Origin of the sequence: Stenotrophomonas sp. PS02298 (assembly GCF_029959445.1) — a bacterium.
GTDB lineage: Bacteria > Pseudomonadota > Gammaproteobacteria > Xanthomonadales > Xanthomonadaceae > Stenotrophomonas.
Map to the genome: position 1 here is coordinate 33,525 of NZ_JASCOR010000011.1, position 9,704 is coordinate 43,228.

Genomic DNA, 9,704 nt, shown 5'->3' on the forward strand with positions numbered 1-9,704 from the left:
GCTTCTGGATTCCGCCAGGCCGCTATCTGGGACCGGCCGAAAGCTCCGATTCGGAGTAGTCGATGCGGTCCAGCGAATCGTCGCAATATACGAACACCTGCACCTGATCGCGCGTACTGCGTTCAACGCTGATCTCAGCCGTCGTCACTTCCCGGCATCCTGGCCGCGTCAAAGCCTGAGATGCAGCCGCCTCTCGCATCGCCTGCAGCTCACCCCAGCGGTTGCCAACTTTCGCCGCCAGCTTTGGATACTGAGTCCTTTCATACGGCGTGAAAACGTCAGCACTTATGCGCTCGCGAGCTTCTGCTGGAGCCACCGGCTCACCGCTCCCAGGGCTGCTATCCGCGAACCAGAACGCCGCTCCCAACGCGATGACCAATGACCCGCCGACCAGCCACACAATTCCCGAGCGCACGACACCAAAGCAGCCTTCCATAACAGCCCCCAAGTTCCATGAGCCGCCAGCCTAACGACAACGGCAGGTGAGCGCCCCTGCACCCGCAACATGGGCCTTCCTGCAATATGCGCTTGACACATATGCAGAAGGCGCATACAAATACCCCCGCCGGCCCTCCAAGCCGGCGGGCGACCGGCGGGTCGCCAGGCTGCCGGCCCCTCCTCTGACCGGCAGCAGGCCACTCCCCAGGCCGCAATGACCCGCCGGCGCCCTCCTTCTTCCGGAGAGCGCCATGAAAGCCGAGCAGAACCGCTTTACCCAGACGCACGACGCCGCCGGCGCCCTGCTGACTGTCATCGACAGCACCACCGGTCTGGAATGGACGGCCAAGCCACTGTCCGACGACTACATCACCCACCAGGTAGCGACTGACGCAGCCACCGGCTGCCGCGTGGGCGGCCACGAAGACTGGGCCCTGCCGAGCCGTCAGCAGCTGCTCACGCTGGTCGACTTGACCCGCCACAGCCCCGCGATCGACACCGACGCATTCCCTGACTTTCCGTCCCGCTGGTTCTGGACGAGCGACCTGTGCGCCGGTTCTTCGGCGTCCGCGTGGTTCGTCGATTTCTACCTCGGCTTCGTCAGCTACTTCCACCGCAGCTTCAACGGGTTCGCGTTGGCCGTGCGTCGTGCCGGTCAGTAATTGGCCTTTTTGACGCCCTGAGGACTCAGCTATGGCCAACCGCAACTACATCGACGCCAACTCGGCACGCATGCAACTGCCGCTGTTGGTCATTCACTGCCTCTTGGGCATCGCGGCCCGCGAGCACGCACGCGCCAATATTCTCCGCCAGCGCAGTGCCGGCGAACACAGCCGCAACCAGAAGCGCCGCAGTCGTCGCATGGGCGTTGCCAGCCGCATCGCCGAAGCAGTGGCGCGCGATATCAGTGCCGAGGTTCGCCAGTGAGCACTGTCAACGTTACAAGCACTGACATCCAACAGCTGCAGCAGCTGGGCCTGCGATGCGAGGTCCACACCCGCGACGCCGCTCGTTGCTTGGCGGCAGACAAGTTGGGGCCATCGAAGGTACATGCCGATCTGGCGCGCAGCTATTCCAAGCAGGCCTTCGCCCTTGCGAGGCGCGTGCATGCCCGGGGAAACGCATGAGCGCCACCGCTTTGCCCGTTGAGGCCGCGTTTCCAACCGGCACCGGCAACCAGACGTTGGTGCTCCTGGTCTGTGCCGGCTTCATCTGGGCCGGTCGATACGCCGATTGCACCAACCGAACCCCGGACGAGATCGGCGTAACGACGGCTCGCCGCGCAACAGCACATCGCGGCGCCCTGCAGCTGGGCCGCAAGCGCTTCGCGCTCCACCCGCGTGCCCTGAAGCGCGCCTGCCGCTGGCTCAGCCGCCAGGGCATCACCATCAAGGAACAGCACTCATGAGTTCAAACATTCTGAGTTTCAGCACGTTTCGCGATGTTCGCGCCCATGCCGTCCGTGCCGGGCTCCCTTATCTCGATGCCTTCGCACAGGTGCGGGAGGCCCAGGCCAAAGGCCTGTCGGGACAGTCGGTGCTGAATGATGTCGCCGGCGCAGCCCGCGCTGCGCGCCAGACATTGCGCACGCCAAAGACGGATGGTGCTGCATGAGCCGTGACCGGAACTATCGAGACCCGGAAGGCAGGGATTCAGGGCTGGCAATGCTGATCGCCCTGCTGATCAACCTCATCGCCGTTGCAATGGTCGCAGGCTCAATTATCTGCAGCGACGGCAGGTGCTGACCATGCGCCAGACATCACGCCCGCTGCCGGATGACGTACCGCTCTGCGCACCCGGCCACCGGCCGCAGATTGTGGAAACCCACGGAGCACCCGTTGGCCATGCAATTGGCCAGCCGTGCCCGCCGATGTTCCACATCGAGTGCCAGCGCTGCGGGATTGCGACCGAGCCGCATCCCAACTTCGCGCTCGCCGAAGCCCGCTGGACTGACCAGCACACGCACAAACGCGTGCCCATATCGCTCCTGCCGCGCGCCCGCGAGCAGGCCTACGCCGCACTTCACCAGGGAGCCCGGTAGTGCACCTTCAACCCAAGGCTATCGCCGCGCTGCTCGCGGCCTACGCATCTCAAGGCAAGCGCCTTCGCCGCACACGCGGCGGTTTTGCAGGGCTACCCGCTGAGATCAAGACAAGCTGCGCGGTAACCACCCAAGTCTTCACCCGCCGCGTCATCAACTGGCTCGATGACGCCTATCTGGTGACGTTCGATGACCCCGACTTCCCGCACGCCGTAACGCTCAATGCCCGTGGTATCGCCCACGCAGAGCAGCTACTGGCGCAGCACGCCGCCATGGAGAAAGCATCGTGAGCAAGCGCTCCGTAATCGTCTGCGGTCCGAAAGGCTGCGGCAAGACCACACACGCCGAGCAGCTGCGAGAGCATTTTGGCCTCACCAGCATAGTTGATGACTGGGACGGCAGCCGCCCTTATCCCACCTTCGATGCACTGGTACTGACCAGCAATCCAGATCCGCGCATCGCTGCGCGTGGCAACTACCACGTTTTCAACAAGGCCCTGCTTGAGCGCGCAAAGGCGGTGGCCGCGTGAGCGCCGTTACCGCCGACCAGATCCTTGCCGCCGCCGGGGCAGATATCGCCCAGCGCGGCCCTCTCCGCGACCAACCCACCGGCGAACGCTCTATGAGCCGTGCGATTGCCGCCTTCAATGCGCTTCACGGCACGTGCCTCACCGAGGTGCAGGGCTGGCAGTTCATGGAACTGCTGAAACACGCCCGCGCAACCGGCGGCAAACACCACCCCGACGACCACCAGGACCGCGCCGCGTACGCCGCGCTGGCTGGCGAAGCAGCAGCACGGGAGGCCGCCAGGTGATTGGCCTGCTCTCAACTGCACTCATCAGTCGCGTTGCTGGCCGCCGCCCTGCAGACTTCGTCGTTGGCGCCAACGATCCCGCTGGCGCTTACCTACTCCGGTGGTACCTCACCCCTTGGCGCGGCTGGTACCGGTCGATTCCGGAGGACCAGCGCACCCGCTGGCAGCGCTTCGCCGTCTGGCTGAGCATGCGGCTGCCCAATGTGTATCTGCACAAGTTCCTGAGAAGCGATGACGACCGGGCGTTGCACGATCACCCCTGGGCATGGGCTTCCCTGCTGCTTCGCGGAAGCTACGTGGAGCACACCATCAGCGCTGGCGGCATCCATCGGCGCACCGTACGCACACGCGGTAGCCTCAAGCTGTCCGGCCCACGTGCTGCGCACCGCGTAGAACTGTGGAACTCGCTCAGCAATGGCCCCTCCCCGTGCTGGACGCTGTTCATCACCTCTCCCGTAGTTCGCGATTGGGGCTTCCACTGCCCTCAGCGTGGCTGGGTGGGCTGGCGCGAGTTCACCGCCGCCGGCGAAGGGCGTCGTGGTGAGATCGGCAAGGGATGTGACGAATGAGCGCGCCCCTGTTGCAGCCTTGCGACATTCGCGGCACCACCAATCGCTCTGCGGGCATTCGGGCAGTACTCCGCGCCAGCGGCCCGATGACCACCAACGAAATCTGCCTCGCCATGGGCATCACCGACAGCTACACGCGCGCAGCAGTGCGCTCCACGATGCGCGCGATGAAGCAGGATGGCATTGTCAGCCGCTCCGAAGGCGCCCATCCGCCACGATGGAGCATTCTGCGCGAGCCGCAAGAGCGCAACTACCGCGCAGTGGTACGTCCTCGTGCGCAGGCATGGGCAGAGAAGCAAGCCACCGCCTACAAGAACGCTGAAGCCGCCTATCTGAAATGGCGCGACGACACCGCTGCCGACAAACGCTCCATCGGCGAGCGCGTGCGGCAGATCGTCAAGCAGCTTGGTGAAGCCTCCGCAGACGAGATCTACACCGCGCTCGGTCTTACGCCGGAAGTGGGCCGAGTGCGCATGTATTCCATCATCCACAACCAGGCACGCGACGGCATGCTGGAGCGCATCCAGGGCCGCCCGCTTCGCTACCGCTGGCTGCGCGACCCGAAACCCACGAACGCGCCGCGCCACCTACCGCGTGGCGACAACGCAAAGCGCACCGCCGACCGACTGCAGCGCCACGCCGAGAGGCAGGCACAGCAGGAGCAGCGTGCCGAAGCTCGCCGCCTTGCCCGCGAGCAGCGCATCGCACAGCAGAAGCGTGAGCATGACGCACGCCTGGCCGCCCGCCAGCGCGCTGCGCTTGAGCGTGCCGCCCTGCGCGCACAGAAGCAGTCCACCCAAATCGCTCGCCTGGCTGCCGCAACCGCGCGCCTCGCCGGCGAGCCCACTCCGCAGAAACAAACCCCAACCATCCAGACGGAAACCATCGAGCAGTGGATGGCCCGCACTGGCAAACAGCCCGAAGTGCTGCCCCACAACTTCGACGACCCCATCACCTCATTCCCCGGCCGCCGGCCAACCATCAACCCGAAAGGACACACCACGTGAAAAGCCTGCACCTCCACATCGGCACGGTGAACATCCACGCGCCCTCACCGAGCACGCCGCTGCTGGCCGAGTTGTCCAGCGCCGACTTCGTGTCCACTGCCGCAGCGGCGAACAGCGTCCGCCAGTTCACCAAGATTCTGGCCGACGGCACCGAGCTGCCGGAAGCCAGCGACCGCACCGACCACATAGCCCTGATCGACCACAGCACCGGCCTCATGTGGTCCGTTGAGTCGCTGGGCAGCAAGGATGACGCCGACGAAGGCATGACTCAGGAAGCCTGCGAAGCCCGCTGCCGCGAACTGACTTTGCTGAGCGTGAACGATTGGCGCCTGCCGACCCGCGCCGAGCTCGCTGCCCTGGTAGATGACACCCGCCACGAGCCGGCAATCGACACCTCGCTGTTCCCCGGCGTCGAGCCTCGCTGGCACTGGACGAGCACGCCCTGCGCCGGTTCTTCGGCGTCCGCGTGGTACGTCTATTTCGGCAACGGCAACGTCAACTACGGCCTCCGCAGCGCCAACGGGTTCGCGTTGGCCGTGCGTCGTGCCGGTCAGTAATTGGCCTTTTTGATCATCATCTGGAGCACTACCGAATGAGCAACATCAAGTTCATCAAGATCGGCGACGACGGCCAGCAACTGCCCAACGATGCCACCGACTGGGTCGCCGTCGAACTGCCGGAGCACGGCCTGACCTTCACCGGCACCAGCATCGTCGATACGGACGTGCCGCTGGAACAGTGCGAAGCCGCTGCCAAGGCCCTCACGATTGCCGGCCACAGCGACTGGGACCTGCCCACCATCGACGAGCTGTCCCTGTTGATCGACCGCACCCGCTATTCACCTGCGATCAACACCGACTTTTTCCGCGACATTCAGAACGACTGGTACTGGAGCAAAACTCCCACCGCCTGGTCACTGGATGAGGCCGGTTCTTCGGCGTCCGCGTGGCTCGTCAGTTTCTACTACGGCTACGTCCTCAACGGCCCCCGCTACGGCCTCGGGTTCGCGTTGGCCGTGCGTCGTGCCGGTCAGTGATTTGAGTCTTTGATGAGCTGACCCATGACATCCCGATACCAGCCGCCACCGATCATCAAGGCCGCCGAGTTCCTGCTCGTAGAGATTGAGAAGGCCGTGCGCCAGTTCCCGCGGTACCACCGCTATCAGGTGGGCGCGGATCTGCGCCGGCAGGCCATGACCGTCTACAGCAACGCCAATAGGGCGTGGAGTGATCGCGCCCGGCAAGCCGAGCTCGTGGCGCAGCTGGTATGGGATATCGACGCGCTCAAGCAACACCTGCAGCTGGCGAAGCTGTTGCGCGCCTTCAACAGCTTCCGCCGATTCGAAATGCTGATTCGCCTTGCCGCAGAGCTTGGCGCCCAGGCCGGCGGGTGGAAACGCCGCTTCAGCACTCCCAATGCCCAGAATGCGCAAGCCAACCGCGTAGCGCAGTGCGGCCAGAAACTGAGTACCCGTGCCACCCCTGCGGGGGTCAATCCATGACGAAGCCGCGCTATCCACACCCGGGCTGTGCGGCATGGTCGCAAGTGTACGGGGAGGCGGTCGCCGGTTCTTCGGCGTCCGCGTGGAACGTCAATTTCAACAACGGCAACGTCAACAACAACCACCGCAACAACAACGGGTTCGCGTTGGCCGTGCGTCGTGCCGGTGAGTTTCAGGGAGATGTAAGCCTGCAGGAGTTGTATCAGGCATGGCGGCGTGCACGCCGCCAGAAGGTTCCAAGCTTCAACCAGCTGCGCTTCGATTACCGGTGGGCCGAGGGCCTGCTGGAGTTGCAGCGGCAGCTGCTAGCCGGGCAATGGCAGCCAGGTCCATCGACATGCTTCGTTGCATTGCGCCCCAAGGCGCGGGAGATCCACGCCCCCGACTTTGCCGATCGCGTCGTACACCACTGGCTGGTGCCGCAGCTGGAGGCAATCTGGGAGCCGAGCTTCATCCACGACAGCTACGCGAATCGGAAGGGCCGCGGCAGCCATGCAGCCGTGCGCCGGGCCCAGGAGTTCACACGACAGGTTCACAGCGGTCAGCGTGGCGGCTGGTACCTGCAGCTGGACGTGGCCAACTTCTTCAACAGCATCCACCGACCTACGCTGTGGCAGGTGCTGCGCAAGCGCATGACCGCACGCAAGGTGCCAGCCCGCGTCCAACAGGCCGCCCACGCGCTTCTGCGCCACTCTCCACTGCATGCCGGGGTTCAGTGCCGGGCAACCGCTGCCGAGGTCGCGCAGGTTCCGCCACATAAGCGGCTCGCGAATGCACCGGTGGGACGGGGCCTGCCGATCGGCAACCTGTCCAGCCAGTTCTTCGCCAACGTTTACCTGGACGCACTGGACCAGTTCGTAAAGCACCAGCTCAAGGCCAAGCGCTACCTGCGCTACGTCGATGACTTCGTGCTTTTCCACCATGACCGCGAGCAACTGGCAGCCTGGCGCGATCAGATCGAGGCGTTCCTGCAGGAGCGACTTGGCCTGCAGCTAAAGGCCGAGCAGAAGCTCTGCAGGTTGACCGATGGCTTGGACTTCCTGGGCTACGTCATTTACCCGACCCACACCCTCGCCCGCCGGCGTGTCGTGGCCCATCTGCAGCGGGCCTTGGCCGAATGGGAGGGGAAGCACGTGCAAGGCGACACAGTGCGCGCCACGCCGGCGGATCTGCGGCAGATCGCCGCGCGCATCTCCAGCTTCGGCGGCCACCTGCGACATGCCAACGCGCACCGGCTTATGTCCGGTGTGCACACCCGATATCCCTGGCTGCGCACCGCAGCTCAGCCCCGCAAATTCTCTGCCCGCCACGAAGGCCGGCGCATCCAGCTGAGGATCACGAAATGACCAACACGACCACAGAAGCATCGAAGCCCGCCGCAGCGCAGGAGGCGGTGGCGTATCTCGACATTGGCGCAGGTGGTTATCTTGACCTCGGCAGCGACTTGCCCGAAGAGCAGCTTATGGGATTGCCGAAGGGCCGCCATGCACTGGCGATCATTGGCACATACGGGATCGACGGCTATGCAGCCGCCCCCGTCGCCGCAGCGCCGGTTGAGCCTGACTTGGACGCCTATGATCCTGCCAGTGGCGAGCTTGCAGCTCAGTGGCTGTATCGCAACGGGCTGGAGAAGCTGGCAGCCGTTGTGCGCGGACAGCTTGATATCAGGGGCGCACGCATTCGCGAGTTGTCTGCAAGCACCCCCGCAGCGCCGGGGATAGACCTTGAGCAGTTCCGCGAGGCTGTAACTGTTGCTGTGATGTTCGATAAGCGTGCCGCTGGAATTAAGCCCAACTACGCGCATTTGCTCGCCCTGATCGACGCCAGCCCCAAGGGCGGCGAGAACATGCACGACTGGTCGCAGCGCATGGCGAAGCTGGAAGCCGGTCAGTACGTCGGCGCTGGCGCACACGGACTGCCGGACAGCCCCAAGGGCGGCAGCGATGCGTGTTACTTCTCGGCTGATCCGGCGCTTGGTGAGTTCACCACACACGACACGCTGCAGGCAGCTATCGATAGCGCAGAGTCGATGCTGTCGGATGCAGGGGACGAGGCGCACGAAAACGGCTGGACCGATGATCCACCGCAGATCTGTTATGGCGTCGTGCTGGGCGAGTGCGTCGAGGTCGAAGGCAGCCGTAAGCCCGCCCCCGAAGGCAGCGAGTTCTCCGAGCACGTGGAGTTCAAGTTGCAGGCCACCAGCGCCGAGGTGGGGTCGTGAGGCTCGGCAAACTCCAGAAGGCTCTGCTGGCGTGGACCTCCGGCACCAACGTTGAGGGCTCCTTTCCCTGCTACACCGGCGGCAAGCTCCCCTCTGAGCTGCTTGGCTCATTCAACTATCAGGAGGACCTCGACCGCTGGGTGAAACAGCAGATCCGCAAGGGGATTGTGCAATCAACTGGCGCAGGTGGTCGGTTCCTGCGCATCACCGATCTGGGCCAGTCGCTGATCGACAAGCAGCCCACCAGCCACGGCGCGGGGGTGTCCAATGGCTGACGGCAGCGCATACGTTGATTGGTACGGCAAAGGCCGTCACCAGAACTGGCGGACTCCACGCGGGATGTTTGATGCGCTGCATGCCGAATATGGGTTCACGCTCGACGGAGCAAGCGAGCCTGGCAATGGCCTGCTGCCGCTGGCTTCGACGGCGGATAGCCCCATCGACTGGACCGGCCATCGCGTGTTCTGCAACCCGCCTTGGTCGAACATCCGCCCGTTCGTTGAGATGGCCCCTTCGGCCGAACTGGTCGTGTTTCTCGTACCGGCTCGCACGAATGTCGTGTGGTTTCACCGCGCACTGGAGCTTGGGGCTCGCGCTCGCTTCTTCCAAGGCAGACCGAAGTTCGAGCTGCCGGAGTACGAGGGCAAGGGCCATAACAGTCCGGTGGACTGCGTTCTTCTTGTGTTCGGAGGCACCCATGACCGATGACCAGCAGCGCGCCAGGGAGTTGCTGGCCCAAGAGTACGAGTGCGACGGCATCACGCACGTTCCGGATTGCATTCGCCGCGAAGCAATGCTGACGGAGATGGAGCATCGTGCAATCCGCGCAATCACTGCCGCCCTGCGCGCCGCGCCGGAGTGGAACCCAATCCAGACGGCACCGGAAGGCCGACTAGTGGTCGTTGGCTGGCTGGACACCGAAGACTCGCACTACCCAGAGAACTACGAGTTCGACTATCTGGAGGATGGGCTCTGGGCGAAGCACGAAGATTGCGTTGAGCATGCTCACGCAGTCGCGCCGCCCGGCAGCCAGATGCCGAAGGAACAGCCGCCCTACCAGTGGTGGCTAGATCTGCCTGCGTTCCCCGCCGCCCGCCCGCAGGGGGTGAAGTGA

Annotated in this window: 19 protein-coding genes; 18 read left to right on the forward strand and 1 reads right to left on the reverse strand. The window is 64.5% G+C overall.

The genetic code is table 11. The features are described 5' to 3' along the window. Window positions 1-22: 22 nt before the first annotated feature. A complete protein-coding gene (locus QMX78_RS03355) occupies window positions 23-148 on the reverse strand; it encodes a hypothetical protein (protein WP_282266532.1) in 126 nt (41 codons plus the stop codon). Between the two features lie 541 nt (window positions 149-689). Here QMX78_RS03355 and QMX78_RS03360 point away from each other — a divergent pair. The 18 genes from QMX78_RS03360 to QMX78_RS03445 all read left to right on the forward strand — a co-directional run bounded on the left by QMX78_RS03360 (window position 690) and on the right by QMX78_RS03445 (window position 9,704). Then, a complete protein-coding gene (locus QMX78_RS03360) occupies window positions 690-1,100 on the forward strand; it encodes a DUF1566 domain-containing protein (RefSeq protein ID WP_282266533.1) in 411 nt (136 codons plus the stop codon). A gap of 31 nt (window positions 1,101-1,131) precedes the next feature. Beyond that, the gene (locus QMX78_RS03365) at window positions 1,132-1,365 is read left to right on the forward strand and encodes a hypothetical protein (protein WP_282266534.1); all 234 of its coding nucleotides are present in this window, start codon (window positions 1,132-1,134) and stop codon (window positions 1,363-1,365) included. A 196-nt stretch (window positions 1,366-1,561) separates the two neighbouring features. After that, on the forward strand, window positions 1,562-1,846 hold the full coding sequence (locus tag QMX78_RS03370) for a hypothetical protein (protein WP_282266536.1): 285 nt from the start codon (window positions 1,562-1,564) through the stop codon (window positions 1,844-1,846). Then, on the forward strand, window positions 1,843-2,052 hold the full coding sequence (locus QMX78_RS03375) for a hypothetical protein (protein ID WP_282266538.1): 210 nt from the start codon (window positions 1,843-1,845) through the stop codon (window positions 2,050-2,052). Before QMX78_RS03370 ends, QMX78_RS03375 begins: the two co-directional genes overlap by 4 nt. Beyond that, window positions 2,049-2,183, forward strand: a complete 135-nt coding sequence (locus QMX78_RS03380; protein WP_282266541.1) for a hypothetical protein — start codon at window positions 2,049-2,051, stop codon at window positions 2,181-2,183. Before QMX78_RS03375 ends, QMX78_RS03380 begins: the two co-directional genes overlap by 4 nt. Before the next feature lie 295 nt (window positions 2,184-2,478). After that, complete coding sequence (locus QMX78_RS03385) at window positions 2,479-2,769, forward strand: hypothetical protein (RefSeq protein ID WP_282266542.1); 291 nt, start codon at window positions 2,479-2,481, stop codon at window positions 2,767-2,769. Next, window positions 2,766-3,008 (forward strand): hypothetical protein, encoded by a 243-nt coding sequence (locus QMX78_RS03390; protein WP_282266543.1) that lies wholly within the window; start codon window positions 2,766-2,768, stop codon window positions 3,006-3,008. The genes QMX78_RS03385 and QMX78_RS03390 overlap by 4 nt, the downstream gene beginning before the upstream one ends. Beyond that, entirely contained in the window at window positions 3,005-3,292 is a 288-nt protein-coding gene (locus QMX78_RS03395; protein WP_282266544.1) for a DUF6378 domain-containing protein, read from the forward strand. Before QMX78_RS03390 ends, QMX78_RS03395 begins: the two co-directional genes overlap by 4 nt. Next, entirely contained in the window at window positions 3,289-3,861 is a 573-nt protein-coding gene (locus QMX78_RS03400) for a hypothetical protein (protein ID WP_282266545.1), read from the forward strand. The genes QMX78_RS03395 and QMX78_RS03400 overlap by 4 nt, the downstream gene beginning before the upstream one ends. After that, window positions 3,858-4,868, forward strand: a complete 1,011-nt coding sequence (locus QMX78_RS03405) for a hypothetical protein (protein WP_282266546.1) — start codon at window positions 3,858-3,860, stop codon at window positions 4,866-4,868. Before QMX78_RS03400 ends, QMX78_RS03405 begins: the two co-directional genes overlap by 4 nt. Then, window positions 4,865-5,425 (forward strand): DUF1566 domain-containing protein, encoded by a 561-nt coding sequence (locus QMX78_RS03410; protein WP_282266547.1) that lies wholly within the window; start codon window positions 4,865-4,867, stop codon window positions 5,423-5,425. The genes QMX78_RS03405 and QMX78_RS03410 overlap by 4 nt, the downstream gene beginning before the upstream one ends. A 35-nt stretch (window positions 5,426-5,460) precedes the next feature. Beyond that, complete coding sequence (locus tag QMX78_RS03415) at window positions 5,461-5,904, forward strand: DUF1566 domain-containing protein (RefSeq protein WP_282266548.1); 444 nt, start codon at window positions 5,461-5,463, stop codon at window positions 5,902-5,904. 24 nt (window positions 5,905-5,928) lie between these two features. Continuing rightward, entirely contained in the window at window positions 5,929-6,369 is a 441-nt protein-coding gene (locus QMX78_RS03420; RefSeq protein WP_282266549.1) for a four helix bundle protein, read from the forward strand. Continuing rightward, window positions 6,366-7,715 carry a reverse transcriptase domain-containing protein gene (locus QMX78_RS03425; RefSeq protein WP_282266550.1) on the forward strand — a complete coding sequence of 450 codons (1,350 nt, stop codon included), beginning with the start codon at window positions 6,366-6,368 and terminating at the stop codon, window positions 7,713-7,715. Before QMX78_RS03420 ends, QMX78_RS03425 begins: the two co-directional genes overlap by 4 nt. Beyond that, window positions 7,712-8,590, forward strand: coding sequence for a hypothetical protein (locus QMX78_RS03430; RefSeq protein ID WP_282266551.1), 879 nt, complete (start codon window positions 7,712-7,714; stop codon window positions 8,588-8,590). The genes QMX78_RS03425 and QMX78_RS03430 overlap by 4 nt, the downstream gene beginning before the upstream one ends. Beyond that, window positions 8,587-8,865: a hypothetical protein gene (locus tag QMX78_RS03435; RefSeq protein WP_282266552.1), complete on the forward strand. Its 279-nt coding sequence runs from the start codon at window positions 8,587-8,589 to the stop codon at window positions 8,863-8,865. The genes QMX78_RS03430 and QMX78_RS03435 overlap by 4 nt, the downstream gene beginning before the upstream one ends. Continuing rightward, window positions 8,858-9,298 (forward strand): DNA N-6-adenine-methyltransferase, encoded by a 441-nt coding sequence (locus QMX78_RS03440; RefSeq protein WP_282266553.1) that lies wholly within the window; start codon window positions 8,858-8,860, stop codon window positions 9,296-9,298. Before QMX78_RS03435 ends, QMX78_RS03440 begins: the two co-directional genes overlap by 8 nt. Then, window positions 9,288-9,704, forward strand: a complete 417-nt coding sequence (locus QMX78_RS03445; RefSeq protein ID WP_282266554.1) for a hypothetical protein — start codon at window positions 9,288-9,290, stop codon at window positions 9,702-9,704. The genes QMX78_RS03440 and QMX78_RS03445 overlap by 11 nt, the downstream gene beginning before the upstream one ends.

Excerpts from the sequence above, each read along its gene's own strand:
- QMX78_RS03425 (WP_282266550.1), top strand. The coding sequence starts at position 6,366 with ATGACGAAGCCGCGCTATCCACACCCGGGCTGTGCGGCATGGTCGCAA.
- QMX78_RS03365 (WP_282266534.1), top strand. The coding sequence starts at position 1,132 with ATGGCCAACCGCAACTACATCGACGCCAACTCGGCACGCATGCAACTG.
- QMX78_RS03380 (WP_282266541.1), top strand. The coding sequence starts at position 2,049 with ATGAGCCGTGACCGGAACTATCGAGACCCGGAAGGCAGGGATTCAGGG.
- QMX78_RS03445 (WP_282266554.1), top strand. The coding sequence starts at position 9,288 with ATGACCGATGACCAGCAGCGCGCCAGGGAGTTGCTGGCCCAAGAGTAC.
- QMX78_RS03415 (WP_282266548.1), top strand. The coding sequence starts at position 5,461 with ATGAGCAACATCAAGTTCATCAAGATCGGCGACGACGGCCAGCAACTG.
- QMX78_RS03360 (WP_282266533.1), top strand. The coding sequence starts at position 690 with ATGAAAGCCGAGCAGAACCGCTTTACCCAGACGCACGACGCCGCCGGC.
- QMX78_RS03420 (WP_282266549.1), top strand. The coding sequence starts at position 5,929 with ATGACATCCCGATACCAGCCGCCACCGATCATCAAGGCCGCCGAGTTC.
- QMX78_RS03405 (WP_282266546.1), top strand. The coding sequence starts at position 3,858 with ATGAGCGCGCCCCTGTTGCAGCCTTGCGACATTCGCGGCACCACCAAT.
- QMX78_RS03375 (WP_282266538.1), top strand. The coding sequence starts at position 1,843 with ATGAGTTCAAACATTCTGAGTTTCAGCACGTTTCGCGATGTTCGCGCC.
- QMX78_RS03370 (WP_282266536.1), top strand. The coding sequence starts at position 1,562 with ATGAGCGCCACCGCTTTGCCCGTTGAGGCCGCGTTTCCAACCGGCACC.
- QMX78_RS03430 (WP_282266551.1), top strand. The coding sequence starts at position 7,712 with ATGACCAACACGACCACAGAAGCATCGAAGCCCGCCGCAGCGCAGGAG.
- QMX78_RS03440 (WP_282266553.1), top strand. The coding sequence starts at position 8,858 with ATGGCTGACGGCAGCGCATACGTTGATTGGTACGGCAAAGGCCGTCAC.